General features: G+C 61.1%; 22 protein-coding genes and 5 pseudogenes. 6 read left to right on the top strand and 21 right to left on the bottom strand.

The genetic code is table 11. The annotated features are described in order from the left end of the window. Positions 1-445: 445 nt before the first annotated feature. Both NKH63_RS27140 and NKH63_RS27135 read right to left on the bottom strand, forming a co-directional pair. On the bottom strand, positions 446-1,321 hold the full coding sequence (locus tag NKH63_RS27140; protein WP_023680896.1) for an MBL fold metallo-hydrolase: 876 nt from the start codon (positions 1,319-1,321) through the stop codon (positions 446-448). Next, positions 1,308-2,828 (bottom strand): annotated as a pseudogene (locus NKH63_RS27135) (aminotransferase class V-fold PLP-dependent enzyme). The gene NKH63_RS27140 and the pseudogene NKH63_RS27135 overlap by 14 nt, the downstream one beginning before the upstream one ends. Before the next feature lie 78 nt (positions 2,829-2,906). Between NKH63_RS27135 and NKH63_RS27130 the strand changes: the two are divergent. Next, a pseudogene (locus NKH63_RS27130) lies at positions 2,907-3,385 on the top strand (Lrp/AsnC family transcriptional regulator). Positions 3,386-3,575: 190 nt separating this feature from the next. Here NKH63_RS27130 and NKH63_RS27125 read toward each other — a convergent pair. From NKH63_RS27125 to NKH63_RS27090, 8 genes and pseudogenes are all read right to left on the bottom strand, one after another. Beyond that, the gene (locus tag NKH63_RS27125; protein ID WP_352570658.1) at positions 3,576-4,268 is read right to left on the bottom strand and encodes an amino acid ABC transporter permease; all 693 of its coding nucleotides are present in this window, start codon (positions 4,266-4,268) and stop codon (positions 3,576-3,578) included. A gap of 18 nt (positions 4,269-4,286) precedes the next feature. Continuing rightward, complete coding sequence (locus tag NKH63_RS27120; protein ID WP_352570659.1) at positions 4,287-5,003, bottom strand: amino acid ABC transporter permease; 717 nt, start codon at positions 5,001-5,003, stop codon at positions 4,287-4,289. 59 nt (positions 5,004-5,062) lie between these two features. Then, a complete protein-coding gene (locus tag NKH63_RS27115) occupies positions 5,063-5,890 on the bottom strand; it encodes a transporter substrate-binding domain-containing protein (protein ID WP_352919564.1) in 828 nt (275 codons plus the stop codon). A gap of 24 nt (positions 5,891-5,914) precedes the next feature. Then, positions 5,915-6,655 carry an amino acid ABC transporter ATP-binding protein gene (locus tag NKH63_RS27110; RefSeq protein ID WP_352464100.1) on the bottom strand — a complete coding sequence of 247 codons (741 nt, stop codon included), beginning with the start codon at positions 6,653-6,655 and terminating at the stop codon, positions 5,915-5,917. Between the two features lie 54 nt (positions 6,656-6,709). Beyond that, positions 6,710-7,272 (bottom strand): annotated as a pseudogene (locus NKH63_RS27105) (peroxidase-related enzyme). Then, positions 7,269-7,754 (bottom strand): CMD domain-containing protein, encoded by a 486-nt coding sequence (locus NKH63_RS27100; protein WP_352919561.1) that lies wholly within the window; start codon positions 7,752-7,754, stop codon positions 7,269-7,271. Before NKH63_RS27100 ends, NKH63_RS27105 begins: the two are co-directional and overlap by 4 nt. After that, complete coding sequence (locus tag NKH63_RS27095; RefSeq protein WP_352919558.1) at positions 7,748-9,217, bottom strand: NAD(P)-binding domain-containing protein; 1,470 nt, start codon at positions 9,215-9,217, stop codon at positions 7,748-7,750. Before NKH63_RS27095 ends, NKH63_RS27100 begins: the two co-directional genes overlap by 7 nt. Further along, positions 9,214-10,185 carry a LysR family transcriptional regulator gene (locus tag NKH63_RS27090; RefSeq protein WP_352787593.1) on the bottom strand — a complete coding sequence of 324 codons (972 nt, stop codon included), beginning with the start codon at positions 10,183-10,185 and terminating at the stop codon, positions 9,214-9,216. The genes NKH63_RS27095 and NKH63_RS27090 overlap by 4 nt, the downstream gene beginning before the upstream one ends. Positions 10,186-10,398: 213 nt before the next feature. Between NKH63_RS27090 and NKH63_RS27085 the strand changes: the two genes are divergently transcribed. Together NKH63_RS27085 and NKH63_RS27080 are read left to right on the top strand one after the other, a co-directional pair. After that, the gene (locus tag NKH63_RS27085; protein ID WP_352919554.1) at positions 10,399-11,469 is read left to right on the top strand and encodes an NAD/NADP octopine/nopaline dehydrogenase family protein; all 1,071 of its coding nucleotides are present in this window, start codon (positions 10,399-10,401) and stop codon (positions 11,467-11,469) included. A gap of 359 nt (positions 11,470-11,828) precedes the next feature. Then, positions 11,829-12,371: a hypothetical protein gene (locus NKH63_RS27080; RefSeq protein WP_352689185.1), complete on the top strand. Its 543-nt coding sequence runs from the start codon at positions 11,829-11,831 to the stop codon at positions 12,369-12,371. 21 nt (positions 12,372-12,392) lie between these two features. On the opposite strand, the pseudogene NKH63_RS27075 reads toward NKH63_RS27080, so the two are convergent. The 3 genes and pseudogenes from NKH63_RS27075 to NKH63_RS27065 all read right to left on the bottom strand — a co-directional run. Next, positions 12,393-13,618: pseudogene (locus NKH63_RS27075) on the bottom strand (MFS transporter); the annotation flags it as partial. 78 nt (positions 13,619-13,696) lie between these two features. Continuing rightward, a complete protein-coding gene (chrA, locus tag NKH63_RS27070) occupies positions 13,697-15,106 on the bottom strand; it encodes a chromate efflux transporter (protein WP_352919551.1) in 1,410 nt (469 codons plus the stop codon). Between the two features lie 9 nt (positions 15,107-15,115). After that, the gene (locus tag NKH63_RS27065; RefSeq protein ID WP_352919548.1) at positions 15,116-16,093 is read right to left on the bottom strand and encodes a chromate resistance protein ChrB domain-containing protein; all 978 of its coding nucleotides are present in this window, start codon (positions 16,091-16,093) and stop codon (positions 15,116-15,118) included. A 125-nt stretch (positions 16,094-16,218) separates the two neighbouring features. On the opposite strand from NKH63_RS27065, the gene NKH63_RS27060 reads away from it, so the two are divergent. From NKH63_RS27060 to NKH63_RS27050, 3 genes are all read left to right on the top strand, one after another. After that, positions 16,219-16,689 (top strand): chromate resistance protein ChrB domain-containing protein, encoded by a 471-nt coding sequence (locus NKH63_RS27060; RefSeq protein WP_352919546.1) that lies wholly within the window; start codon positions 16,219-16,221, stop codon positions 16,687-16,689. A gap of 64 nt (positions 16,690-16,753) precedes the next feature. Next, a complete protein-coding gene (locus NKH63_RS27055; protein ID WP_352720445.1) occupies positions 16,754-17,629 on the top strand; it encodes a DUF1259 domain-containing protein in 876 nt (291 codons plus the stop codon). A gap of 224 nt (positions 17,630-17,853) precedes the next feature. Then, a complete protein-coding gene (locus NKH63_RS27050; protein WP_352720561.1) occupies positions 17,854-18,627 on the top strand; it encodes a sulfite exporter TauE/SafE family protein in 774 nt (257 codons plus the stop codon). A 222-nt stretch (positions 18,628-18,849) separates the two neighbouring features. On the opposite strand, the pseudogene NKH63_RS27045 reads toward NKH63_RS27050, so the two are convergent. From NKH63_RS27045 to NKH63_RS27010, 8 genes and pseudogenes are all read right to left on the bottom strand, one after another. Further along, positions 18,850-18,954: pseudogene (locus tag NKH63_RS27045) on the bottom strand (YqaA family protein); the annotation flags it as partial. Between the two features lie 37 nt (positions 18,955-18,991). Further along, positions 18,992-19,975, bottom strand: coding sequence for an oligopeptide/dipeptide ABC transporter ATP-binding protein (locus NKH63_RS27040; RefSeq protein WP_352919542.1), 984 nt, complete (start codon positions 19,973-19,975; stop codon positions 18,992-18,994). Next, a complete protein-coding gene (locus NKH63_RS27035; protein WP_352720449.1) occupies positions 19,968-20,981 on the bottom strand; it encodes an ABC transporter ATP-binding protein in 1,014 nt (337 codons plus the stop codon). Before NKH63_RS27035 ends, NKH63_RS27040 begins: the two co-directional genes overlap by 8 nt. Beyond that, on the bottom strand, positions 20,978-21,889 hold the full coding sequence (locus tag NKH63_RS27030; RefSeq protein ID WP_352720450.1) for an ABC transporter permease: 912 nt from the start codon (positions 21,887-21,889) through the stop codon (positions 20,978-20,980). The genes NKH63_RS27035 and NKH63_RS27030 overlap by 4 nt, the downstream gene beginning before the upstream one ends. A 4-nt stretch (positions 21,890-21,893) precedes the next feature. Continuing rightward, positions 21,894-22,835, bottom strand: a complete 942-nt coding sequence (locus NKH63_RS27025) for an ABC transporter permease (protein ID WP_352720452.1) — start codon at positions 22,833-22,835, stop codon at positions 21,894-21,896. Between the two features lie 28 nt (positions 22,836-22,863). Continuing rightward, a complete protein-coding gene (locus tag NKH63_RS27020) occupies positions 22,864-24,426 on the bottom strand; it encodes an ABC transporter substrate-binding protein (RefSeq protein WP_352919538.1) in 1,563 nt (520 codons plus the stop codon). A 162-nt stretch (positions 24,427-24,588) separates the two neighbouring features. Continuing rightward, positions 24,589-25,029 carry a YqaA family protein gene (locus tag NKH63_RS27015; RefSeq protein WP_352720456.1) on the bottom strand — a complete coding sequence of 147 codons (441 nt, stop codon included), beginning with the start codon at positions 25,027-25,029 and terminating at the stop codon, positions 24,589-24,591. Between the two features lie 9 nt (positions 25,030-25,038). Next, positions 25,039-26,361, bottom strand: a complete 1,323-nt coding sequence (locus NKH63_RS27010) for an MFS transporter (protein WP_352919534.1) — start codon at positions 26,359-26,361, stop codon at positions 25,039-25,041. Positions 26,362-26,372 lie beyond the last annotated feature (11 nt).

Here is a 26,372-nt window from a genome sequence, read left to right as displayed (position 1 = left end):
CACCTCCATCGAGGTGGATGTTGAATCAGCACAAAACGCAGCCGTCACATCACAATCGATTCATCGATCACAGGACGTGGTCTAGTCGACTGGAATCGCGCCAAATCACCAGTACATACATCGGCTACTTGAGGTTCGCCTCAAGCTTTTCGTCCCCAAAAGAATTACCTCCCAGGTGTGGCTCGATATCCGAAGGTTTATGATCCTATCCCACATCCGAGATATCCCCTCCGATCGATAATAGTGTTGCAGACGCGCCACCCCAATTGCTTGCCGCGATCACCTCCGAGAGCGCTCCGAGGATTGCTCATTCCGACGACGTACATCAATAGGGCGTAGCGAGGATCGACTCGCCTCCGCCAATCGGACCGAGCGTACACCCGATCAGTGATCCTGAAACCGATCGCGGGCAGGAACTGCTGGAGAGAGCCATCCAATTCGTCAACTAATCCCAGACCGATGCTGGCAGCGCGTCGAGCGGTATCCTCAGATAACGCCGGCCATTTTCCTCGACCTGAGGCAGTTCCCCTCCGCGGATATTGACCTGCAGGGCATGCAATATGAGTTTTGGCATTGGCAATGTCCTGTCTCGGGCCTCTCGAAGCCTGATGAACGTACTCCGACAATGACCGGCGACATGCGGGTTTTTCTCTTTCTGCTCCGCTACCGAACTCTCCCACAGAGCCTGGCGCCCTCCCGGCCTGTAGTCATGCCCGGTGAAGAGGCGCGTCCGGTCGGGTAGGCTCAAAACGTCCTGGATGGACTGCCACAGATCAGCTGCGCTGCCGCCTGGAAAATCGGCCCGGGCGGAGCCGCTATCGGGCATGAAAAGTGTGTCGTGAATGAACGCTGCATCGCCGATGACATAGCTTATCGACGCCAAGGTGTGTCCTGGCGAGTGCATGACGCGCGCTTCCAGCTCGCCGATGTTGAAGGTCTCGCCGTCGCAAAACAGCCGATCCCATTGTGAGCCGTCACACGGGAGATCCGAGAAGTTATAGATCCGTTGCCAGATCCGCTGCACTTGCTTCACGCGCTCGCCGATCGCTGTCGGCACGCCGGTTTTCGCCTTGAGATAACCCGCGGCCGAAAAGTGATCGGCATGCGGATGGGTGTCCAGGATCCACTCGAGCTTCAAATTGCGGCTGTTGATGTAGTCGAGGATCGCGTCCGCATTTGTCGTTGCTGTCGAGCCAGACTTTTCGTCGAAATCGAGTACGGGGTCGATGATGGCGCATCTTCGTGAACTCGGGCATGCAACGACATGTTGGATGCTGCCCGTCCGTGCATCATAGAAGCCGGCGACTTCAGGCTGCTGCATGGGCGATGCCCTCGACTGCGGCTCGCGGGAAGAAGATCGCCCGGCCAGGATCGAGGTCGTAGTCATGCTCAAAGTCCGTTGCGTCGGACGCAATCTGCGCCACGGCATCGAGTATGAACTGCACCTTCTCGTCCGGCAGCAGAACGCTGAAATTCAGCCGGGTGAATCCCGGCTTTTTCATTTCGTCGCCGGAGAGAATGGCTTGCCTGATTTCCTCGGACTGTTCGTCATCGATCGACAGCAGTCTGTGAACATACGGGCCGGCGCAGGCGCAGCCACCGCGCGCCTGGATCCCGAACCGGTCGCTTAGCATGCGCGTGATCAACTGCTGGTGGACGTAGCCGTCCTTTCCGTTTTTGATCCGGAAGGAAAAGATCGGAAGCCGCTGAGGATCCGATAGACCGAGGAGCTCCAGCCGCGGCAGGGCTTTCCATGCGCGAAAAGCACGACGCGCCAGCTCGCGATTGCGCGCTGTTATCGCGTCGAGTCCGATCGCATCTTTGACGATGAAGGCCAGCGCGGCTCGTATGTCGCCGATCACGTTCGGCGTGCCGGCTTCCTCGCGGGATTCCAGGCTGTCGCTGTAATCGTGTGTCTTCGGGGAGACAAACTTCACCGTCCCGCCACCTGGCCACGACGGCGTCTTCGTCGAAGATCCGTCGCGTCGAACGATCAAGATGCCGGAAGCGCCGGGGCCTCCGAAGAACTTGTGAGGCGAAACAACTATTGCGTCGATCTCGGCATCTGGGGCGGGCGACATGGAAATCGGCAGGTAAGGACCTGCGCTCGCATAGTCCCAGATCATCTTTGCGCTGGCGGCCTTCACGATCACGGTGATGGCCGCCACATCGCTGGTGATGCCCGTGACGTTCGAGGCCGCGGACATCGAGCATATCGTCAGATCTGACGACCCCCCGCCAACCGCGTCCTTGAGCTGAGACAAGTCCGGCCCGCCAGACGTATCCTCAGCGATTTCCACGATTTCTGCTCCGCTCTCGCGCCAGGGCAGAATGTTGGAGGATGCTCATAGGGACCGATAATGATCCGAGCGCGCTTGCCCGCTGCCACGGCTTCAGCGACCCCGAATAGCTTGACGAGGCGGTTGATCCCCGACGTAGCGCCGGAGCCGGTGAAGATCACGGCATGCCGTTCGGTGGCCCCGCAGAATTGACCGATCTGGGCGCGCGCTTCCCGACGCATGCGGGTCATGAAGCCTCCGCAATACGAGGCTTCCGTGTGGCTGTTGGCGTAGTACGGCAGGACCTCCTCAAGCACAAAGCGCTCGATCTGACGGAGTGCGCGGCCTGACGCGACATAGTCGGCGTACACCAAGTCCTTTTGCCCGTAGGGACCCACGATTTTCGCCGTCGATCCCACAAGCCCATCCCGGAGGTCGGCGGTCACGTCAGCCGTTTTCTTCAGCCCCTGGCGGAACTTTGACAGAGGGGTCTCGGTCTGCCCTGTCGTTGGGCGAGCTGCTTGCACGGTCATTCTCCCCGGCTCGGATATTGACTCGGATTGTACCCTGCTCCACGGTCGAAAAAATTCACCTATTTTCTGCAATTTCTTGCAAAGAGCGTGTCAGATGATCGAAGATCGGGCGAAAATCGATGCATTTGATATGAAGATTCTGACGGCCATGCAAATCGATGCAAGCCTTTCGCAGCGTTGGCGGAGAGGGTCGGCCTGTCCCAGAATGCGTGCTGGCGGCGGATCCAGCGCCTCCAGTCGCTAGGTGTTATCCGCGGGTCGCACAGCAGTATCGATCTCCGCGCCATGGGGCTCGATCTGACGGTTTTCGTAATGGTTCGCACCCGCCACCATTCCAAGGAGTGGAGTGAGGCGTTCCGTGCCCATGTCGAACGGTTGCCGGAGGTGATCGATTTCTATCGGATCGGAGGAGATTGGGACTACCTGATCAAGGTCGTGACACAAGGCATGTCCGGCTACGATGCATTCTACCAGAAACTGATCACGAACTTCGACCTGGCTACGGTGACAGGCTTCTTTTCCATGGAAGCGATCATCAACAATCGTCCAGTGGATCTGACCAATCTGCGATAATGCGGCGCCCGCTGTTGGAAACTTCGCCTTCGTCGTCGCCAAGCCGTCGACCGTGGCACCCACCAGGGTGAGGTGTCGATTACATGAGCCCGCAGGTCTGGCTGCGAGTTCGCCCCATCAGCTGTTTGCAGGCCTCAACTGAGCCTTGAGTTCCTCCGCCCTTGCTGCGCGGGTCCTGACGACGCTTCGCTCACGTCCGTACCCTAAGGGCTTGCTCCAGCCTGTCGGCAATCTGGGTGACGATATAGGCAATCACCATGTAGATCACGACGGCAATCACGAAAGCTTCGAGGTAGTAGTAGTTCAGCGCGGCGGTCAGCTGGGACTGGGCGAAGATATCGACAACCTCGATGGCGAATCCGAGAGAAAGCGCCTTCATGATGACCATCATCGAGGTTGTAAGATCAGGAATTGCCGTGAGAACCACCTGGGGAAACAGAATCCGTCGAAACAGTTGGCCGTTTGTATAGCCCAGCGAATGGGCGGCGTCTGACTGACCGGTGTCGAAGGCGTTCAGGGCTCCCTTGATAATCTCGGATTGGAACGCAGCGATACAGCCTGTCACCGCAATAACAAGGATGACCGAGTTGGGTGTTTCATGGGCGTTGAAGTTGACCCCGAGCAACGAGAGCAGGAACTGGAATGCCGGGGGCAGACCGAAATAGGCGAGGAAAATCACGATGACCATCGGAACGCCCTTGAAGACGATCTTGTAAGCCATGATGAGCTCTCGCAGCACCGGGACTCGTCTATATTCGACGAGTGCGAAAATGCTGCCGACTATCGTCGACAAGACGAAAATCGTCAGCGCCATTCCAAGCGTTACAGGTACGGCGCCCAGAATTTCCTGGGTGTCCTGGAGCAAAATTTCGGTATCGAACATGGTTTAATACCCTTTAGGTCAGACGCTGGCGATGGCCGCGTTCTTGATCTGAGCTGTTGTCGTCGCCTCAGGCGCCTGCATCGGCGAGCGAAGCTCGAACAAGTGCACGATGAACCAGGCAATCAGGCACATCAGCGCATAGATGACGGCCAGGACGAGGTATGTTTCGAACTGGTACTGGTTATAGTCGCGCTCCATGATCAAGTGCGCGGTCGCCATCACGTCGGCAGCCCCAATGTACATGACCAGCGCAACGTTATGGATCAGGTAGATGATGGAATTTCCATAGCCAGGCAATGCGAAGTGCACCGCTTGCGGGCCCACGATGCGGGTGATCTTCTGGCGAAAGGTATATCCTAGACTGTCGGCCGCATCATGCTGGCCGCGATCGACGGCCAGGTATGCGGGCCGAAGGACTTCCGACAGATAGCCGCCATGGTAAAAGCTCAGTCCGACTATCGCAGCGATCGTCGGCGAGAAGAAATCTGCGGAGCCGAACAGGGCCACCAATAGGGGGAGCCCGTAGAACGCGACGAACAACTGGAGGACGACGGGAACGCTGCGGGCATAGGACACGTAGAGGTCGGTGAGGTGGCTGACCACTGGTATCCTGCGAATCCGCAATGTTGTCGCAACGAGCGCCAAGCAAAAGCCGACCAACATGGCCGTAAACGTGATAGCGAGCGTCAGCGGCAATGCCGAGAGCAACTCGGGAATCATAGCAGAAACATCCACTTTGAAACACTCCTTCTTGCAATTCAGCCTTGCCGCTGACGATATCTACTCAGATCACATCATTTCATATACTTGACGATGCCTTCGCCAAACCACTTCTGCGATAGCTTTTCGATCGTGCCGTCGTCTTTCAACTCCTTGAGAACTTTGTTCACGTCATCGACCAAAACCTTGTTTTCATCTGACCTGTGAACAAGCATATAGGTGTTGTTGGTGAAGACTGGCTCCGACGCCACGATGTCGAGCTTCTTTTCATCGATGACGGTCTGCTCACCCAGATTTGAAGGCAGGACCAGCGCGTCGAACTTGCCGTTCTGCACTTCATCAAGTCGGTTCGGATACGGGATGCCGGCGCTCGATGCCGTGACATCGAGCTTGTATTGCGGATTTTCTTTTTGCCAGTTCATAATAAACTTGTAGGTTCCGCCGCCGGCCGTGGTCGGAACGATCCTCTTGCCGACCAGGTCTTTCATTTCATTGATGCCGCTGCCTTTCTTGCTGTAGATCTTCATCAGGCTGGCACCCATGGGGTTTTCCGGAATGAAGAACTGCTTGGCGCGCTCGGACGACTTGTAGTAGCCACCGACCGCGATGTCGTACTTGCCTGTGGCCAGGCCGGTTTCCTGCGCGATATCAGAGACACCTTCCATTTCGAACTTGTACTGCGGCAACTTTGCGTTAATCGCCCTCAGGAGGTCGGGTTCATAGCCTTGCGGCTCGACGCCGAGCGCGCCCCAGGCCAGCGGCTTGGATTCGGCAGAGGTCGCGATCTTGATTGTCCGAACGGTCTGACCGTAACTGATCCCTGCTGTCGCAAGGGCAATTGCGATGCCGCCGGCGACGGCCAGGGCATAACGGCGGGAAAGACTGGATTTGATTGCAGACATTTCTTTGGTTCCCTTCTTGTTGAGCTATTGAAAAGCGAGTTCTGACTGCAGGAATTGAGCAAGTCGTGGGCTGGATGGCGCATCGAAGATCTCAGTTGGACTGCCATCGGCGGCAATCACGCCACGATCCATGAAGACGATCCGGTTCGAGATGTTCTTTGCGAATTGCATCTCGTGGGTCACAAGCAGCGAAGTGATCCCTGACGACGTGACATCCTTGATCACCTTCAGAACTTCACCGACGAGTTCAGGATCCAGCGATGACGTGGGCTCATCGAAGAGCATCACGTCGGGACGAACCGCCAGCGCACGCGCGATGCCGGTGCGTTGGAGCTGGCCGCCCGACAGCTGGGACGGATAGCTGTCCCGCTTCGCTGAGAGGCCGACCCGGTCAAGCTCTCGCAGCGCGATTTCACGCGCCTCGTCCGCGGACTTGCGCTGCACGACGACAAGCGGATCCATCACGTTCTGGAGGACTGTCATGTTCTTGAAGACATTGAATTGCTGAAAGACCATCGCTGTTCGAAGCCGGATCGCCTGGACAGCGGTCTTGTCGGCGCGCTGGTAGTCCATCCGAATCTGGTCGAACGCGATGGTTCCGGACGACGGCTTGGCCAGGTAGTTGATGCATTTCAGCAGCGTGGTCTTGCCGGTGCCGCTGGGGCCGATGATCGACACCACGTCACCCCGCTTTACCGAGAGATTGACGCCGTTCAGGACCTGCGTGCTTCCGTAGGACAGCCTTATATCTTTGAGTTCAAGCATTTCTGGTTAGCCCTTCAGAGTGTGGGACGGACTGCCTTGACATGTGGGTCATCATCATCCGCTCTCCGCGTGGCCGAGAACGTGCATCAGCCGGTTTGCCCAGCCGAAGATCGCTATGGCGTGGATGAGGTCGATGATCTCAGCATCATTCATGCCGACGGCACACAGCGAGGCGATGTCGTCACCGTTGCTTCCGACGGCGCCGCCGACAGACGGCGGGCAAAGCTGTAGATTGCTGCATCGCGCAGCCCAAGCTTTTCGGGTTTGTCGAGGTAGAGCGCGGTGACCACTTCGTCGCTCTTGGTCAGCTCTGCATGGCGGCGGGCGTGAACCACGGCGCAGAATTTGCAGCCATTGACGATCGAGGCACCCAATGCGCCAAGTTCGCGGTCGGGACGGGCAAGCCCGCCTTCGACATACATGATCGCGTTGAACAAGACGGTGCGGGCAAGATAACTCTCGGGATCATGCACAAGGGTGCGCACATATTCCGAAACTTTCTTGGCCGACGGCGTTACCTTCATCGCTTCGAGTTGTTCCGGCGTGGCCTCGGATAGCTCGACCGGTGCGATGTAGGGACGCCAATTCAGCGGCTTCAGGCGAACCGAGGAAATCATGCCGATCTCATCAATCGCAGGCCGGTCGCAACCCGCGTCTGGAAGTTTACGAAAGCAATCAGTTCGGAGAGCGCGACGATCTGAGGATTGTTCAGTCCGGCCGCGGCGAGGAGGGCGATGTGGTTCGCCTCCGCCTTTTTCGGCGTAAGGGTGATCAGGTCAACATGACGGACGATGGTCGCCAGGGGTTCATTCAAATCCGTTTCCCCCCGAGCCAAGGCCAGAAGCGGCTCCGTCGGACCAAGCTGGGCCAGCTGCACATCATAGTCGGCCATCAGGACGGGATCATCATTCAGAGCCGCCATGCGGCGGGCCAGAGCAACCCTTAAATTCGGCGCCAGCCCCTGATCGTTTGCCGGCTGCAGGACGGAGAGGCGACATTCTTCCGCCCCTCGCACGAATTCCGGCCGAAACCGCCGTGCGGCGAAAAGGGCCTCATCCGGCGAAAGACCGGCGGCTTTGTCAATTGCGTCGATCACCACGCGGCCTCCTTCTGCAGCAAAGGTGTTGAATCGACCCATTCGTCGCCCAGAAGTTCGGGCGTGTCGTAGGCGATCAGATTGGCGAAGTGGGTTTCGACGTCCTCGGCAAACAGCGATGCGGCAATGCCGCGGACGAGACGGCCGGCCCCGGCGCTGACGGCCGGGATATCGCCAGAGACCTTGCCATGGGTCAGCATGGCGGCGTCGTTGAAGCAGTGAATATGCGCCAGCATCGGGCAGGAGCCGGGGACGCGTTCGCGAAACTCGAAGGCCGGACCGAGATCCGGCGCGTCCGACATGCCTGCACGAGCCGGCCCCATATCCGGCCTATATCGGCCATCCGACCAGGTGCGGATATGTGGGGCGATCGCCGCAAATTCCGGGCGGCCGCTGAAGTCATTTGAAAAGCCGGTCGCCGCAATCAGGAAGTCATAGCGCAACGGTCCCTGCGTGGTTTCCACCAGCAGGGTCCCGGCCTCTTCCTTCACCGCAACTATGCCGCAGTCGAGAAGGAACCGAGCATTCGAGTGGCGAGACACGCGGAGCGTTGAAGAACGCGGTGGCGGCGTCTGGGTCGAGGCGGTGTAGTCGAAGAATTTCCACTTCCAGGCATCGGGGAGGTGATGCATACCAAGCACGACACCCGGGCTGCCTATGCCGGTCAGCTTGTTGATGCGTGGCATCTCCTTGCGCCGGATCAACATGTCGACGGAGCCGGCTCCCGCCTCGAGTGCCGTTGCGGCATTGTCCATGGAAGAGGCACCGGCGCCGATAACGGCCACGCGCTTGCCTTTCAACCCGTCGAAATCGATGTCATCCGCAGAATGTGCCCAATAGGCGCGGTCGATACCGTTGAGGAAATCGGGCACGGCAAAACCGCCCAAACCGGACCGACCAGTGGCCAGAACGAGATGACGGGTGAGAACCCGGCCGGTTTGCGCGCCCTCGATATCGATCGCAATCAGATCTCCAACAGGTGCCAGTCCGGTCATGCGCACGCTGTTGCGCACCGGCAGACCGAGAACCTTGCGATACCAGACCAGGTAGTCCATCCACTGGCCCTTGGGGATTTTGTCCAGCGAGCGCCAGGCCTCAACGCCCCATTGCGCCGTGAACCAGGCGCGGAACGTCAATTGCGGCAGGCCGAGCGACGGACCGTGCAGGGTTTTCGGCGACCGGAGCGTTTGCATGCGAGCAAAGGTTACCCATGGTCCCTCGCGCCCGGCCGGAGCCGCATCATAGGCCACGACATTGGTTATCCCGGTCAGCACCAGCTTTGCCGTGGCAGCAAGTCCGCACATGCCGGCGCCGATCACCACGACATCACGGACCGGCACGCCATCGTGCGAACGCGCGGGAACCCATGGCTTGGCGGGCAGTTCGAGAAAGTCGAGATCTTGCGCGAGCTGTACTTCGAGCGCAGCAAGACCTGTCGGCGTCGGCGCGGCGGGGATATGCTTCATATTCCCGTTCCGTGATTTGTACCGGACGCAGGATCGGTCACCAATTGGCCTGCGAGGGCCGGATCGAGTTTCTTGAAGCCGACGATCGACCGTTCAGCCACCGCCTCGACCGCATCCATCAACGCCTGAGCGACTGGACGAAGCGGACGTTTTTCGGCAGCCATAACGCCCCAATAAAAGAGAACGGTTGCGTCGATCGGGCGGATGACGACATCGGGCAGGGCGACGCCATAAGCGGTGAGGGGATCGATGACGGCCGCCGCACCAGTCTGACGCACGATCTGTAACGCGCCATATGCAGTATTCGTCCGGATCACTGGTCCTGTGTCGATGCCCCTGGCCGCCAAGGCTTTTGAGACATGCAACTGGAAACGTAGGGGGTTGAGCAGTGTGGCGACGCGGCGACCGGCAAAAGCGGAAAGCGGTATGACGTCAAGTTCAGCCAGCGGATCGTCCTCCCGCACGGCAGCAACATCAGGCGCTGAATAAAGCCGCAGGACATCCAAACCAGGCGTATCGAGCGGCAAGCTTGAAAACCCGATCTCGGCACGTCCGCTACGCACCTCCTGGGCGACGATCGAGGGGAGAAACTGCCCGAGATGCGTCTCGTGCGGAAGTTCGACACCTTTGAGTTCGGCCATGGCCGTCGGGATCAAGCCAGTACCGATGGCGGAGGTGGTAACAATCTGCAGGATTCGTCCCCGGCCGGCGGCGATCATCTTGGCTCGCGCGGCAAGCTCGGTGAAGGACATCAGCAATCGTCGCGCCTCCTCCTCGAAGGCGGCGCCTTCTTCAGACAGCTGCACCCGGCGACCGACCCGGTGCAGCAATTCGAAGCCGAGTTCTGCCTCGAGGTCCTGAATGGTGCGTGTCACCGAAGGCTGGGAACACCCGAGCATCTCAGCAGCCTTGGTGATGCTGCCGTTGGCGGCAACGGCAAGGAAGCTCTGAAGGTCGCGGGTTTCCATGTTCTCTCTACATGCGCAATTCGTATGATTGACATCGTCTCATTCATTTTTGATATATGTCAAGCGGAAACGAATATTCGCTGAGGCATGTTGCAGTCGCGGGCTCAGGCCGGAATCCCATCGCCAGAAGCCGACGATGGCAGATGCGGCTCCGATTTGTGGAACCTCCTAGTGAGAAATGGAGGCTGCAATGCCCGCAACAGGAGGGAATTTATGCGCGTAAGCATTCTTGGCGCCGGAGCGATTGCTTACGGCCTTGCCGCCTATCTGGCCGAAGCGGGACATGACCCTATGCTTTGGTCGCCTTCCGGAGAACGCACCAAGGCGCTGGCCGCCGGTGGATTGCTGAAGGCTACCGGAGCTATCAAGGCAACGACTAAGGTGCGCATCGCCAAGGATTGTAAAGACGCCATTGCCGATGCCGACGTCGTCATAATCGCGTTGCCGGCTTACGGCCACAAGATGGTGATGGACGCTGCCACTCCTTATCTAAGCGACGGAACGCCGGTTATCATCAGCTCGCATAGTTCCTTTGGGGCACTGTATCTCTCCAAGCAGCTTGCGGACCGGAAGGTTAGCCTGCCGATCGTCGTCTGGGGTACCACGCTCGTGACCGGGCAACAGCGCGGGCCAGCCGAAATCGATGTTGCAACCGTTCGCCAGAAACTGGATGTCGCGACGCTGCCTTTCAGTGCTCAGGAGCAAGGGTTCGAGCTTTGCACGAGCTTGTTCGGCGATCGTTTCGTCAAGCGCGACGGCATGCTTGCTATCGCGCTCAGCAACCTCAATCCGCAGAACCATCTCGGGATCGCTCTTCTTAATCTCACACGCATGGAGAAGGGAGAACAGTGGAGCCAGGCCGGAAACGTCACCCCGGCTGTCGGCCGCTTTATCGAGGCTCTGGACGCGGAACGATTGGCGATCGCCGCCCGTTTTGGAATTGCCGTGCGCACAGTTGAAGAGCATTTTTCATTGTCGTTTCACGTCCCCATGGCCACCGTTTCGGAAATGAACCAGGAGATGGATCGCCAAGGCCGCGGCGGCTTCGGCCCGTCAACCATCGAAAGCCGCTATATTCTCGAGGACGTTCCGTTCGGGCTGCTGCCGACCGTTTTGTTGGGGAAGATCAGCGGAAATTCAGCGATTCTCCATGAATCTGGAATTGCCATATTCTCGGCGGCTTACGGTCGCGATCTTAAGGGAGATAATGATATTCTTCCCGCGCTGGGCTTCGAGGGAATGGCAAAAGCGGACCTCGAAAACCTTTGCCGTAAGGGATTTTAACAAGTTTCCACAGTGGACTGGGACATAGGCCAAGTGCCCAAAAAACCACCGGGGCTGGTTGCTGGCGAGCACGACATGCAGGTTCCTCGGCGAGCGCCGGGAGATGTCTCCAGGAACTCAGCACGAGATCAAATGGTCCCGCCCGGCGGTGTGAGTGGGTCTGTAGCAGGGTCCGTCATCGAAACCCAGTGCGGCATGGCTCCATCAGTTGCCAGATGCCTGAACATTGCATCAACTGCGCAGGCGCTTCGCGCCTCCATCAAGATACCGGCCATGCAGGCGCCGACAGTCCGGAACAACGAGTGTCGTAGCCCGTTCAGGATAAGTGGTTCGTCCACAATCAGCTACGCGAGATAGACATGTTCCGATTTCTAACGTTGGCAGGGACCATCTTGGGTCTGACGATGTCGCCGGCGCAGGCCGCCAGTGATGCGGATCAGGCTGTCGAACAATTTCACCGTACCTGTCTGGCCGAGGGTCCCAATTTCGAGCGCATGATAGAGACCGCGCACGAACGCAGGTGGACACTTATTGCCGAAGCAGGCTTCGCCGAACTCGCGCCAATCGCTAATCCAACCTCAGTGGAGGCATGGCTGGTGGCCGAAGCGGAGGAAGGATTGCCAGCAGGAACCATCATCGGCACCACCAAGGCAACGATGAGCGGCAAACCGGTGCAGACGTGTACGCTGGCATTTCCCGATGTCGATCAAGAAGCATTTCGGAAGAGTTTCTTCACCCGTACGGATGCCGAGAAGATTGCCGAAGATCGCGATACGGAGGAGTTCTCGCGTCTCTACATCCTCGTTGCCGGCGGACGTAAGCAATTTGTCCGGCTGGTGGTCGTGCCTTCAACGCCACCAGGAAACCCGCGCGTCGTTGCCAGTTCGATCATGGCCGACTGACATGTCATTCCTCCCGCCCCCGTGCTCCTCTGGAGGGCGAACACTGCGAAATGTCGCGAGCAGCAGAAGGTCGTAGATAATTTTCAGCCCACCGGCGATGATCAGGGGCCAGCCGAAGCTGGAGACGCCAAGGAGAGCCCCTGCGAGGACTGGACTGGCGGCCGCCGCGAGGCTGCGGGGGACGGCGGTGATGCTCGCCGCGGCAGCCCGCTCTTCGGGCGTCACCACGGCCATGACGTACGATGTGCGGGTCGGCACGTCCATCTGCGACAGCGCGCTTCTAATCAGCAAAAGAACGATAGCCGGAGCGACGCTCGGCATGAACGGGATGAGCACCAGACAGAGGCTCGACGGAAGGTGCGTAAACACCATGGTGTTTATGAGTCCGATCTGCTGGGAAATTCGCACAGCGACCAAATAGGACGCAGCCGAAAGGACACCCGTCCAGAAAAAGATTGCGCCGGTCGCGGCGAGCGACAGGCCGAACCGTTGAAAGAGCCAGAGGGCCAACAACGACTGGACGACGAAGCCGCCTGCGAAAGCATCGAGGCTGAAGAGTGCGGCGAGCGTTAGAACGATGGAGCGAGACCTGCGCAATGGCTGTGCCGACACTTTGCCTGCATCAGGCGCGTCACTCGGCAGCCGCCGATAGAGGAGCACCGCCGCCAACCCAAGTGAGGCATAAAATAGAAAAGCTGCCTGGAGGACCTGTTTCATTTCCAGGCCGATGGCGTCGCGGAGAAAGTCGGGCGCTCCGGCGGCCAGCGCCCCGAGGCGCCGGCGAGGGAGCCGATGAGGCTGTAGCGCGCAAAGAGCGCCGTGCGGTCGCGGTCGGTGACGTTCTGAGCAAGCTGCGCATGTTCGAGCGGTAGAAACACGCTGACGTCCCCTGAAGATGGGTTCAGCGTGCCGACGAACGCGATGAGAAGCAGCGGCCAGAAGTCGTGAACGACAGCGAAGACGACCCCCGTTGCTATCATCAGGACAGCCGCTGCGGTCAGCAGCGCTCGACGGGAGAAGCGATGCGCGACGATCCCAACAGCCAGGCTGAGGACGGCTGAGCCCGCGAGCGTCGCCGTCGACAGGGTTCCGATCTCGAAGGCGTCGAAGCCGAGCGTGGCCAGATAGGCGGGAAGCAGGATGCTGACCAGACCGTCACCGAACGCCCGCAGTCCCCTTGATATCAGCAGGTTCGCAGCAGTCGGCTCAGCACCGGCAGGAAGGAGCCTGAAGCGCCGCTTCGAAATAGCTTTGCGCAAACCGTGCGCGAGCCACTGTAACGTCAACGATGCCTCACCACTGGTAAGCGGCGCTGGCTGCACGGGTTAGATCGCTCCCGTTGCCATCCCGTAGAGCAGCCCGAGGATCGAACAGCCGACGAGCACCGGGAGCATGCCGATCTTGAAGCGAAACACCGCTAGCAGCGCACCCAATGTCAGGACGAGGGACGCGACGTTGACGGAGCTGAATGCGGGCACATCGACCGTCATGCCGAACCCTTTGACCTCGCGCAGTGCACCAAACAGAACGTGAAGCGCGAACCACACCGCCAGGTTCAGGATCACGCCCACCACGGCTGCCGTTATGGTCGCCAGCGCGGCGGACAAGGCCTTGTTGCTGCGCAGCGTTTCCACGAACGGCGCACCGACAAATATCCAGAGGAAGCAAGGTGTGAAGGTGACCCAGGTGGTGAGCAGGCCGCCCAACGTTCCAGCGAGCAGCGGATTAAGTGATCCCGGCGCTCGATACGCGCCCATGAACCCGACGAACTGGGTCACCATGATCAAGGGGCCAGGCGTCGTCTCCGCCATGCCGAGGCCGTCCAGCATCTCGCCTGGCTTCAGCCAGCCATAGGTATCGACAGCCTGCTGCGCCACGTAAGCGAGGACGGCGTAGGCGCCTCCGAAGGTCACGACCGCCATCTTCGAGAAAAAGACCGCGATATCGGCGAAGACATTGCCGGACCCGAACAGCACGAAAAGGCCGAGGACAGGTGCCAGCCATAGCACCAGAAACACACCTCCGATCTTCAACGACCAGCTGACCGGCGGGCGAGCATGGGCAGGAATGCCTTCGCCGAGCGCCGATTCCGCGTCGGCGACCTGCTTGCCGCCGACCTTGCCATGGCCGTTGCCCGCCATGAACGCTGCCAGCCCGGCCCGCCCGCCGACGTACCCGATCACTCCGGCCGTCAGGACAATGAGCGGGAACGGGAGATGGAACAGGAAGAGCCCGATAAAGGCGGCGGCGGCGAGGCCTATCATGACCTTGTTCTTGAGCGCTCGCTTGCCGACCCGGATAACCGCCTCGAGCACGATGGCGAGGACGGCGGCCTTCAGACCGAAGAAAAGCGCCTGCACCGCGCCGACATTGCCAAAGATTGCATAGATCCAGCTCAGCGCCATGATGGCGAGGACGCCGGGCAGTACGAACAGCGTGCCGGCCACGAGCCCGCCTCGGGTTTTATGCAGGAGCCACCCGATGTAGACGGCGAGCTGCTGGGCCTCCGGTCCTGGCAGCAGCATGCAGTAGTTCAGCGCATGCAGGAACCGCGTCTCGCCGATCCAGCGCTTCTCCTCAACGAGGATGCGATGCATTACCGCGATCTGGCCGGCCGGGCCACCAAAACTCAACGCAGCGACTCGCGCCCAGACCCGCACTGCTTCGCGGAAGGGGATGCCATGCGAAGGTTCATCCCCCAGCGCATTCGGATGGACGGCATGGACGCTGGTCATTGGTTCCCCTCACCCGCGCTTCTGGCGGAAATACTGGTAGAGATTGTCGAAAACCGGGCCGCCCTGCGCGATCCGCTGCTCGTCGCCCTTATTCGTCATGGCGATGCCCGCGATTAGGCTGGCAATGCCCGTCGTCTCGTCGCGCCCGAACTTGCCGTCCTTGAGGTCGATATCATGGACGATCTCGGCGATGGCCTGCAGCGCCGGGTCGTCAAGCCCGGCCCGGGTGAGCAGCACCTCCAAGCTGCAGCGGTCGCCCTCATGGGTGATCTCACCGTCAAACATATCAAAGCGCAGCTCTCCCGGCTTTGCCGCATAGCTCTTGCCCGGGACGAAGCGGATGACGGCGTCTGGATCAATGAAGCGGCGGATTAGCCAGCTGCAGGCCATCCGGTCGACGTGCACGTCGCGGCGTGTCACCCAGATCCGGCCCTTGAGGTCAGTAATCGGCTCAGTCGCCTTTGACTCCTCGGTCATGGGCCGGTCCTCCACGAGATGCGTCTCGAGCTCGGCGAGCAAAGCCTCGACCGCGAGGCGACCCGTGGCGCCGAAGAAGTCGATCGTGTCCACCTCGGCGAGCCGCTTGCGTATTCGGCCGAGCTGCGACCGTGTCTCCGCACGCTTTTCCGGCGTGGCGTTCGCGCCGATCTCGGCGGCGAGACCACGCGCTTCCTTGGCGATCTCCGCATAATCGGCATCACGCGCCGCATCGAACAGCGCTTGGACCTCGGCATCCGACAATCCGTCGACGAGACGCGCCTCGCACACCATCGCCTCGCCACCACCCGCGACGATCTCCTTCAGGAGCCACTCGAAATCCTCCTGCGTCTCGGCATTGGCCGGCAGTGCATAGACGGTGCTTTTCACCGCGACCGCGCCGATGCCTTGCAGCCGCCGCCAGATCTTCACCCGGAAATAGGCCGGCTTGCTCGGCAGCCGATGGATAAGGAGCAGCCAGCGCTGTTCCGTCGTTTCCCCCTCACTCATAAGTGAACCGTATCACGTGCACAAATAAATGCAACACTTGTATCATTTCGTATTCGGGCGTAGCGTTGACCTCCTTATGGCAGTGGGCCGAGTGGGCTTGTTGCCAAATCGAGGGAGATAAGGTCATGAAATGGGTCACCCGCGAACGCCCGGTCATCGACCGCATTGCTTGTCCCTGGCTGATCGCCCGCTTCATCGACAAGGAGCCCGAATTCCTGTTCGTGCCACCCGATCAGGTGATCCCGCTTGCACAGGAGACGGGCGCTATTCCCTATGACGTGCCCGGCGTCGAGTTCACACATGTCGGTGAAGGCTGCAGTTTCGACACCTTCGTCTCGAAATACGGCCTGGAGCGCGATCCAGCCATCGTGACGATCGCTTCGATCGTTCGCGGCGCCGACACGGATCGGCACGATCTTACTCCACAGTCGGCGGGGCTGCTTGCGATCTCCATGGGGCTCAGGGACGTGACGCCCGACGACCAGGAAGTGCTCAAGCACGGCTTCGTCATCTACGACGCGCTCTATGCCTGGGCTTCGCGCCGCAAGGCGGAAAGGCATAGTTGGCCACCTGCCATGAAACCTGCCGTGGCTTGAAAAGCTGGGCGATGGGGGCAGATCAGGGAGAACTCCCATGCGGGCAAAACTCGTGAGCGGCGCGATGCTGATCGCGGTCTCGGCGCTGCTGGAACCGGCATCGGCGGCATCCAATTGGCAGACAGTCGCGCAAACACTGGGCAAAGCCGGAACGGAAATGCCTGGCGGCGTCTACCGGGTCGGGTTGCCACGAACGGACCTGAAGGTTTCGCTCGACGGCGTGGCCCTTCAGCCCGGCTTTGCGCTCGGAGGCTGGGTCGCGTTCGAACCCATGGGAGATCAGGCAATGGTTATGGGCGACATCGTTCTGACGCAGGACGAGGTGAACCCGGTCATGAAGAAGCTTGAAGAAGGTGGGATCGAGATTACCGCGGTGCACAACCACTTGTTGCGCGCCGAACCGATGACACTCTACATGCACGTCTTCGGCCAGGGTGACCCCGTCACGCTCGCCACAGCGCTTCATTCCGGTTTGGCGCTGACAAAGACGCCGATGGAGAATGCCGCGTCCGGTGCATCACAATCGCAAGCATCCACGCAGCAGATCGAGTTCGACACAGCGGCCGTCGACCGGGCTATTGGTTACAAAGGAAAGGCCAATGGCGGCGTCTACCAGTTCAGTATCCCGCGCGCCGAACCGGTCAAGGAGAACGGGATGGACGTGCCGGCGGCCATGGGCTCGGCTATAGCGATCAATTTCCAATCGACAGGTGGCGGCAAGGCGGCCATCACGGGTGATTTTGTGCTGACGGCAAAGGAGGTCAATCCGGTTATCAAAGCCATGCAGGACAACGGCATCGAGATCACCGCGTTGCATAGCCACATGCTCGATGAGCAACCGCGGCTCTTCTTCATGCATTTCTGGGCGAACGACGATGTGCAGAAGCTGGCGAAAGGACTGCGCGCAGCCCTCGACAAGGTTGCCGTCAAGAAGAGCTAGATTGGGCCTCCGCGCGTGCGTCCAACAGCGGAGTCCGGCCGACTCGAAGCGATCGCCGGCCTTCTTCCCGCTGCCTCGGGAATTGTTCTCTGGCACGGCGTCTCTCTGCCACCAGCATTGCGCCTGAGATCGCCTTTCCATCGCACACGAGACTCAAAAGGCGGACCGGGCTTTTGCGAACCGACGCGTTCGGAACGATCAAAGGTCCGCTTCGTTCTGATCGGATGGACTGGATTAGACTAGGCCTCCTGGCGTTGGCGGGGTTCCTCACCTGGACACTGAACACCCTCTCGGCCGGAGGCGGAGGCCTATTGCTGATCCCCGCCGTGACTTTCATCACAGGGAGCGCCGCGGTTGCGCCGGTAATCACCTTGACCGAGCTCATCGGCAATCCCATCCGCGCCCTGGCCTTCCGGCGCGACATCGATTGGAGCCTGGTCCGTTGGTACCTGCCCGGCGCCATCGCCGGTGCCGCGGCGGGCTCCTGGCTCTTCGCCAACAGTCGGGCGGAATGGCTCCAGATACTCATAGGAATCTATCTGATCAGTGCAGTCTGGGAATTTCGCGGCGGCGCGCGCGAGCGGAGCTACCGAGCCCGCCGCTGGTGGTTCCTCCCGGCCGGCCTGATCGTCGCGCTGTTGTCGGCGCTGATGGGCACGGTGGGACCCGTCCTGAATTCGCTCTATCTGAACTACGGTTCGGAGAAGGAGACGTTGGTCGCAACGAAATCCGTGAACTCGTTTGTGACCGATGTCGTCAAGATCGCCGTATTCACCGGACTTGGCGCGCTCGGGGGTCAGGCGGCCATGTACGGCGCAGCCGCGGGTTTGGGCGCTGCGCTTGCCAATCTGCTGGCCAAGCGCTGGCTCGAGCGCCTGAGTGGACGACAGTTCCGCGGCCTTGTGGTCGCGCTCATGGCAGTCAGTGGAGCGCTGATGATCTGGAACCAGCACAGCTTCGTTGTGCAGGCTTGGCGCGCGGCCACAGGAATGTCTTAACAAGGTCGACGTTGGCTGAAGCCCTTCGCGCGCTGTGCCTTAGCTTGGTTGGCCGGTCCCGCGACGCGCAGCAGCTGGCGAAAGGACTGCGCGCGGCCCCTTGACAAGGTCGCCGTCAAGAAAGGCTAGGCTTCCCGACTGCCTGTATCAGACGTGGCTCTTGGGCTGGCTCCTTCGAACCAGTCGGGCCTAACCCGCTCAGGTTGGAGAAGCTTCGCGAGGTCAGATGACGCTCAGCGTCACGGCGGCAAGAACAAGATAACGGCCGACCTTGGCGGCAGTGACCAGCAAAAAAAGCTCGCGCAGGACACCGGCAATGACGGTCAGCCTCGCGAAACGCGTTGGGGGCAGAAACGCCATCTTTTCAGATAACCGGGCGGCAGCCGCTATCGGCCAGATGACAGGCTGCAACGCCGCCATGCGGCACCGATCGCAGCATCGGTTCCTCGACCCGGCAGACATCGATCGCCACCGGACAGCGCGTGTTGAACCGGCACCCCGGAGGCGGCGCGCTGGGACTTGGCGGATCGCCGGCGAGAATGATCCGGCGGCGCCCGGCTTCGATGCGAGGATCTGGAGAAGGAACAGCCGAGAGCAGCGCTTGGCTGTAGGGATGGGCCGGCTCGCGAAATAATGGCCGGGTCACGCCAGCTTCCGAGATGCGGCCGAGATACATCACCGTCACGTCCGAGCAGACCTCGCGCACGATCGCCAGATCATGCGCGACAATGACAATGGTCAGACCAAGCTGCTTCTGGAGCGACGTGAACAGGTTGACGATCTGCGCCCGGATCGAAACGTCGAGCGCGCTGAGCGGTTCGTCGCAGACCAGTATGGACGGCTTCAGCGCAAGCGCGCGCGCAATCGAAACGCGCTGCCGCTGGCCACCGGAGAGCGACCTTGGCAAACGGTCGAGCACCGTCTCAGGCAGCGCAACCAGATCCAGAAGCTCTGCGATGCGGTGCCGGCGCTCGACTGATGAACCGAAGCGATGGATCTGCAGCGGTTCCTCCAATGTCTGATTGACGGACTGGCGGCGGCTCATCGACCCCAACGGGTCCTGGAAGACGAACTGGACTTCGCGGCTGAACGACTTCCTGTCCGATTTCAGCCATTCGGCGCGATTCCTTCCTGCAATCAGCACGGTGCCTTCGCTCTCCTTCTGCAAACCGACGATGGTACGGGCCAGCGTGGTCTTGCCGCAGCCGGACTCGCCGACGATGCCGTGGAACGCGCCACGCGCGACCGTCAGGTCTATGCCATCGACCGCCCGCACCGCGCCGGCACCCGAACGGTTGGCGAAATGCACCTTCAATCCCCTGACCTCGATCGCCGCGGCATCAGACATGGACGGCGATCCCCTCTCGTTTCAGCACGACCGGGCAAGCCACGCGGTGCGGGCTCGTCGACGCGGATATCGTCTGCAGCGGCGGCCGGTGCTGCCGGCAACCGGCTTCGACCAGTTCGCAGCGCTCGGCAAACCGGCAACCCGGTTCCAGCCTGATCTGGTTTGGCGGCAGGCCAGGTATCTCGCGGGTCGCCGCGCGTTCGTCGGCGCGAAAATCCGGCACCGATGCGAGCAGCCCGCGCGTATAGGGATGGACCGGCCGGGTCAGCACATCCATCGCCGTCCCCTCCTCCGCCACTTGGCCGGCGTAAAGCACCATGACGCGGTCGGCGACGGAAGCGACCACGCCGATATCGTGCGTGATCAGCACGACCGCGATGCCATCCTCGCGCTGGATCTGACGGATGAGCTCCAGGATTTGCGCCTGAACGGTGGCGTCCAGCGCCGTGGTCGGCTCGTCTGCGATCAGCACGCGCGGCCGGGCCGCCAGCGCCAGCGCGATCATCGCCCGCTGCAGCATGCCGCCCGACATTTCGTGCGGATAGCGGTTGTAGCGATCCTCAGGGTCCGGAATGCCGGAGCGTGCCAGAAGCGAGACCGCTTCCTTGCGCGCTGCCTCATGCGACAGGCCAGCGAAACGGCGCGCCTGGCGTGCCAGCTGCGGGCCGATTTTCAGCATCGGGTTCAACGCGCTCATCGGGTCCTGGAAAATCACGCCGAAATAGCGCCCGCGCAGGTCCGACAATTGCCGGGAACCGATGCTGAGCAGTTCGCTTCCGTCGGCTCGCGCCGACCCTTTCATGTCCACGGTCACGCCCTCGGGCAGCAGGCCGAGCGGACCGAGCGTCATTACGGTCTTTCCCGAACCGCTTTCGCCGACGACCGCGACCGTTTCTCCGGGACGGACGTTGAACGACACCCCGTCCACCGCCCGCACAGAAACGGTGGTGGCGTAGAGGTCGATAACCAAATCTTCGATCGAATAGATTGGCTGAGCGTCGCTCATGCTGAAGTCGTTCCCGTTTCGACGGCGTTACGCTCGGCTTCTTCGCGAGCGCGCGCCCTTCGGCGTCTGCGCAACGTCGCGCCGCGAACCGGCCGCGGCACCTTTTGCAATGCGAAGGCTTCGCCCAGAAGGTTAAAGCTGACCACGACCAGCGTCAGCGCCAGACCGGGCAGCACGACGAGGCGCGGCACCTCCTCGACGTAGCTCATGCCGTCGACCAGCATCTGGCCCCATTCCGGTGTCGGCGGTGCGACGCCAAGTCCGAGAAAGCTGAGCGTGGCGATGGCCAGCACAAGAGCGCCGGCGTCGGCGCTTGCATAGACCACGACGAGGGCAAGCACATGCGGCAGGATATGGCGAACAAAAATCCACAGATGGCCGGCGCCCATCACGCGGGCCGCCTCGATATAGGGCTGCTGCAGCTCGGCGGTGACGACGGCGCGGCTCATGCGGGCATAGTTCGCCCACCACGCCAGGGTGAGCGCCGTTATCATCGACCAGTAGCCGGTGCCCAGAATGCCGATCAACGCCAGCGCGATCACCAGGCTCGGAAGTGCCAGCGCAATATCGATGATGCTGATAAGGACGAGCTCGACACGGCCGCCGACATAGCCGGCGAAGGAGCCGATCGTGACCCCGATCGCCAGCGCGGCGACAAGCACGATCACCATCGCCACCAGGGAAATGCGGGCGCCACCGACGATGCGGCTGAAGACGTCTCGGCCGAGATAGTCGGTGCCGAGCCAGTGGTTCCAGCTCATGCCCTCCAGTGTCGCCGAATAGTCCTGCGCACTTGGATCGTAAGGCATGATAGCAGGAGCGAAGATGCCGATCAGCACAAAGCCGATTACGGGGAGCAGCACCAGCCACGGCCAGTCCTTGATGTCCCTGATAGCGGAAATGTTCATCGCCTCATGCTCCCCGCGCCCGGCGCATTCGCGGATCCGCGACGGTGCAAATCATGTCGACGATGAAATTGACCATGACGAAGAAGACGACAAACAGCAGCAGCACCGACTGCATGCCGATGAAGTCGCGGAAGCGGATCGCCTCGATGAAAAAGGCACCGACGCCGCGCAATGCAAATACCGTCTCGACGACGATCGATCCGATGATCATCAGCGTGAATTGCGCGCCGAATGTCGTCAGGAACGGAATGGCGATGTTGGGCAGCGCCTCGCGCAGCAGCACCTGCGTTCTGGTATAGCCCTTGGCGAAGCCGGTTGTCGCAAACGGCCGCGACATCGCTTCCTGGAGGTTGACCCGAACGACGCGGCTGAGAACGGAGGCCGGGAACAGCGCGATCGTCACCCACGGCAGAAGCCATGAGGTGAAGCCGCTGGTCCCGAAGGTGGGTACCCAGCCCAGCATCACCGAAAAAACGATGACCAGCAGCGCCGCCACGAAGAAGTTCGGGGTCGACGCGCCGATCAGCGAAAATGCATGGAGGAACCTGTCCATCACGCCACCATTGCTGACGGCGCCGGCAATGCCGAGCGCGATCGAGAAAATGAAGGCGAGAATGCCGCCGCCGGCAAGCAGAGCCGCCGTCATCGGGATGCGGGCGGCAAACTCCGACGAGATCGGCTTTCCCGTTCGCAGTGAGATGCCGAAATCCCCGGCCAGCGCGCCGGAAAGCCAGCGTCCGTAGCGGATCGGCAACGGGTCGTAGAGGCCGAGCTCGTTGCCGATCTTGGCGATCATTTGCGCGTCAGCGCCGGGACCTGCCGCACGCTCGGCAATGAGCGCCGCAACATTGCCCGGAGCCGCCGCAACGAGGGCGAATGTCAGCGCGGATGCCGCCAGGATCAAAAGGCAGGCAAGCAGCATCCGTCGCAGGATCGTGCGTTTCATCGTCAGGCCTCACTCGGGCTCGAAGTCTTCAGGCCTTCAGCGTGATCGCCTTGAACGGCAAGTCGTAGTCAGTCGCCGGAAGCGAGAAGTTCTCTGCGCGCGGATTGTGAGCCCACAGCCGCTGGCTGACGACAAGCGGACAGATGGCGGTGTTGTCGTGCAGCCAATCGTAGAGAGCCTGCATCTTCAGGTCGCGTTCGGCGCCGCTCGCCTCGAGCGCAGCCTTGACCACGCCGTCGAGCGCGTCCGAGACATAGATCTTGCCGTCAGGCCCGCTGTCCGCCGTCGAGACGAAGGCATTTCCAAGGGTCCCGTGAGGGTCATAGGGAGCGCCATAGGTGGTGAAGAAAGCGAGATCATAGTCGAAGGCCGGACGCCGTTCATGCATGGTGGCATTGTCCACCGAGGAGACTTGGACTTGGAAACCGACCTCGGACAATTGACCCTGGATCATTTCGGCGATGCGCCGCGATCCCGGCAGGGACTCTTCGGAAACCAGAAAGTCGATGGTCAGAGGAGAGCCAGCCTTGGTCCAGGCACCCCCGCTGTCGACCCAGCCGCCATCGGCGAGGATCTTCTTGGCCGCCGCCACGTCACGCACCGGCACGTCATGCCGCTTGCCCGACGACGGCACGTTCGCCGGGAACAGATCGGCGGCCGGGTCGGCAAAGCCCTCGAACAGGACCTTGGCGATCGCCGCGCGGTCAACCGATGCATAGACGGCATCGCGAACGGCCTTGTCGGCGATGACCTTCGACTTCGGCGAATAGCCGAGCAGCATCGTCGCGGTGCCCGGCTCGGCAACAACCTTCATGCCGTCGCTTTCCAGCGCACGGGCGCGGCGCGGCGATAGCGTCGCCACCCAGTCGCCACCGATGACATCGAGGTCGCCTGAGCGGAGGCCGTTGGCACGAGCGAGTTCATCGGGAACCACCTTCAATTCCATGCGGCTGAAAAGCGGCTTCTCGCCCCAGTATTTGTCGTTGCGAACGAGGCTGGTGCCGCTCGAATCGTATTTTTCGACGATCCATGGACCGGTTCCGATCGGCGCCGTCTGCTTGCCATCCTTGTCGACTGCCTTGGGCGACAGGAAACGAACTGGGCGGACGATGGTGAGTTCGAGGAGTGCGGCCGGCACCGGTCGCTTCAGCTTGACCGTCAGCTTGTTTGGTCCGTCCGTGACAATGCTGTCGAACGCATCGGAAATGCCAATCCAGGAGAAGTCGCTCACCCCCATCCATCGCTTGAGGTTCCATTCGGCTGCGGTGGAATCGAACGGCGTGCCGTCGCTGAAGGTCACGCCTTCACGCAGATCGAAGGCGATCGAAAGCTGATCGTCGGCAATGGTCCATTTGGTAGCAAGTCCCGGCTCAAGCGCGCCGTTCTGGCCGTAGTGGATCAGCGCATCGAAGACGATGGTGTAGGTGCTCAGCGTCGAAACATTCTGCAGCAGCTCGAGATCACCGGTCTCCGCGGCGATGGCAATCTTCAGCGTGTCGTTGGTTTCGGAAAAGGCGGTGCGTGGCAGCGCGGCGGCGAAGGCAAGGCCGGCGGTGGAAACAAGGAAATTGCGGCGGTCGAGAGTGATCATTTCAGTTCCCCTTTTTTGATTGTTGGTAGCGATTGTACACATGCATTCCCATTTGTATAGACATATGCGACGCAAATCCAAGTTGGCGCGCAGCGTTGCGGCCGGCAAAGGAAAGCGCCGTCTCGCGTAATGTCGCCGTACCGGCGCGGGTCTCGACAAGCGCTAAATCCAGCTCAGCGTCATCGCCGCCAGCGCGAGGTAACGGCCGACCTTCGCGATCGTGACGATCGCAAGGAAGCTCCAGAATGGCTCCCGCAGCGCTCCCGCCACAACCGTCAGCGGATCGCCGACAAGAGGCAACCAGCTCAACAGCAGCGACCATCGTCCATAGCGCTGATACCATCGCGTCGCGCGCGCCAACGCGGAGGGCTTTACCGGGAACCATTTGCGGTCGCGAAAGCGATCGATCGCCCGGCCGAGCCACCAGTTGACGATCGAGCCGAGCACATTGCCTGCGCTTGCGGAGGCGATGAGCAGAGCCGGAGCATAGCTTTCTGTCAGAAGCAGTCCCGCAAGCGCTGCTTCCGATTGCATCGGCAGAATGGTCGCCGCGGCAAACGCGGTCAGGAAAAGACCGCCATAGATGGCGAGCTCGCCAGGCATTTCGAGCTCTCAGCTTGCCGTGGGCCATTTCGGGTGCCGATCGTCGACGACGTAGCCATGCGAATGCTCATAGCCCGCTTCCGACCATACTGCGTCGCCGATGTGCCGGTCGTCCTCAGGCAGATCGACATGCGTATGTACAAGCACGTCGGGATCGTGTTTCGGCCAGACCCAGATCGCGGCAAGCAGGGCTGCGGCGCCAATGATGCCGAGCAGAATGAAGGTGAAGGGCAATCCCATCGCCGCACCGAGGCGGCCGGCAATGGGATAGGTGATCAACCAGCAGGCATGCGAAAGCGCGAATTGGGCAGCAAACAGAGCGGGCCGGTCGACGGCATCGGCGGAACGCCTGATCAATCGGCCCGAAGGCGTCTGCGCCAGCGAATAGCCGAGCCCCAGCACGAACCAGAGCGGCAGCAGCAGATAGTAGCTGCCGGCGAGCGGTCCCACCAGCACGCCCGCGACCAGGATCGCGGCGCCCGAGAGCATCGCAACCCGGTCCGGGACGTTCTCCAGCAGCCGCGGCAGGGCAAGGGCTGCAATCATCGATCCGCCGCCGAACGCTGCGAGCGCCAGCGCCGTGTCGCTTTGCGAGAGGCCGAACTGCGCCTGCACCAGGACGACCGTGTTGACGATCACCATCGCGCTTGCCGCCGCGACGGCAACGTTAAGGGCCAGCAGCCCGCGCAATCGCGGCGTCGCCAGATAGATGCGGATTCCGCGCGTCGTGCGCTCATAGATGCCGCGCGGCTCCGAGGCTTGCGGGCTGGGCAGCACCACGGAGACCACCAGCGCCGCGGACGCCAGGAAGCCGACAACCGTACCGGCGAACAGGCCGTGGAAGCTGATGACGGAAAGCAGCGCCGCCGCCAGCATGGGACTGACGACGCTTTCCAAGTCGTAGGCCAGTCGCGACAGCGACAGGGCCCGCGTGTAGTCCTTCTCCTCGGGCAGCACGTCAGGGATCGAGGCCTGGAAGGCCGGAGTGAAGCCTGCCGACGCCGACTGCAGGACGAAGATGAGAAGATATACCTGCCAGACTTCGGTAACGAAGGGCAGGAACACCGCGACCGCAGCCCGGATGAGGTCGAGCGAAACCAGCATGGTGCGGCGCGGCAGGCGCTCGGCGAACGCAGCGGCGACAGGCGCCACGCCGACATAGGCGATCATCTTGATGGCGAGCGCCGTGCCGAGCACCGCGCCGGCATCGGCGCCGGCAAGATCATAGGCCAGCAGCCCGAGCGCCACGGTGGCAAGGCCGGTGCCGATCAGGGCGATGACCTGGGCCAGGAAGAGATGACGGTAAGTGCGATTGGCCAGGACCTGAAGCATATTTGTCTTCT

This window comes from Mesorhizobium sp. M0960 (genome assembly GCF_040319055.1).
Classification (GTDB): domain Bacteria; phylum Pseudomonadota; class Alphaproteobacteria; order Rhizobiales; family Rhizobiaceae; genus Mesorhizobium.
The sequence above is the reverse complement of the archived record's forward strand: the minus strand, read 5'-3'. Positions and strand labels throughout refer to the sequence as shown.

Excerpts from the sequence above, each read along its gene's own strand:
- NKH63_RS27140 (WP_023680896.1), bottom strand. The coding sequence starts at position 1,321 with ATGCAGCAGCCTGAAGTCGCCGGCTTCTATGATGCACGGACGGGCAGC.
- NKH63_RS27125 (WP_352570658.1), bottom strand. The coding sequence starts at position 4,268 with ATGTTCGATACCGAAATTTTGCTCCAGGACACCCAGGAAATTCTGGGC.
- NKH63_RS27115 (WP_352919564.1), bottom strand. The coding sequence starts at position 5,890 with ATGTCTGCAATCAAATCCAGTCTTTCCCGCCGTTATGCCCTGGCCGTC.
- NKH63_RS27110 (WP_352464100.1), bottom strand. The coding sequence starts at position 6,655 with ATGCTTGAACTCAAAGATATAAGGCTGTCCTACGGAAGCACGCAGGTC.
- NKH63_RS27095 (WP_352919558.1), bottom strand. The coding sequence starts at position 9,217 with ATGAAGCATATCCCCGCCGCGCCGACGCCGACAGGTCTTGCTGCGCTC.
- NKH63_RS27090 (WP_352787593.1), bottom strand. The coding sequence starts at position 10,185 with ATGGAAACCCGCGACCTTCAGAGCTTCCTTGCCGTTGCCGCCAACGGC.
- NKH63_RS27085 (WP_352919554.1), top strand. The coding sequence starts at position 10,399 with ATGCGCGTAAGCATTCTTGGCGCCGGAGCGATTGCTTACGGCCTTGCC.
- NKH63_RS27080 (WP_352689185.1), top strand. The coding sequence starts at position 11,829 with ATGTTCCGATTTCTAACGTTGGCAGGGACCATCTTGGGTCTGACGATG.
- chrA (WP_352919551.1), bottom strand. The coding sequence starts at position 15,106 with ATGACCAGCGTCCATGCCGTCCATCCGAATGCGCTGGGGGATGAACCT.
- NKH63_RS27065 (WP_352919548.1), bottom strand. The coding sequence starts at position 16,093 with ATGAGTGAGGGGGAAACGACGGAACAGCGCTGGCTGCTCCTTATCCAT.
- NKH63_RS27060 (WP_352919546.1), top strand. The coding sequence starts at position 16,219 with ATGAAATGGGTCACCCGCGAACGCCCGGTCATCGACCGCATTGCTTGT.
- NKH63_RS27055 (WP_352720445.1), top strand. The coding sequence starts at position 16,754 with ATGCTGATCGCGGTCTCGGCGCTGCTGGAACCGGCATCGGCGGCATCC.
- NKH63_RS27050 (WP_352720561.1), top strand. The coding sequence starts at position 17,854 with ATGGACTGGATTAGACTAGGCCTCCTGGCGTTGGCGGGGTTCCTCACC.
- NKH63_RS27040 (WP_352919542.1), bottom strand. The coding sequence starts at position 19,975 with ATGTCTGATGCCGCGGCGATCGAGGTCAGGGGATTGAAGGTGCATTTC.
- NKH63_RS27035 (WP_352720449.1), bottom strand. The coding sequence starts at position 20,981 with ATGAGCGACGCTCAGCCAATCTATTCGATCGAAGATTTGGTTATCGAC.
- NKH63_RS27030 (WP_352720450.1), bottom strand. The coding sequence starts at position 21,889 with ATGAACATTTCCGCTATCAGGGACATCAAGGACTGGCCGTGGCTGGTG.
- NKH63_RS27025 (WP_352720452.1), bottom strand. The coding sequence starts at position 22,835 with ATGAAACGCACGATCCTGCGACGGATGCTGCTTGCCTGCCTTTTGATC.
- NKH63_RS27020 (WP_352919538.1), bottom strand. The coding sequence starts at position 24,426 with ATGATCACTCTCGACCGCCGCAATTTCCTTGTTTCCACCGCCGGCCTT.
- NKH63_RS27015 (WP_352720456.1), bottom strand. The coding sequence starts at position 25,029 with ATGCCTGGCGAGCTCGCCATCTATGGCGGTCTTTTCCTGACCGCGTTT.
- NKH63_RS27010 (WP_352919534.1), bottom strand. The coding sequence starts at position 26,361 with ATGCTTCAGGTCCTGGCCAATCGCACTTACCGTCATCTCTTCCTGGCC.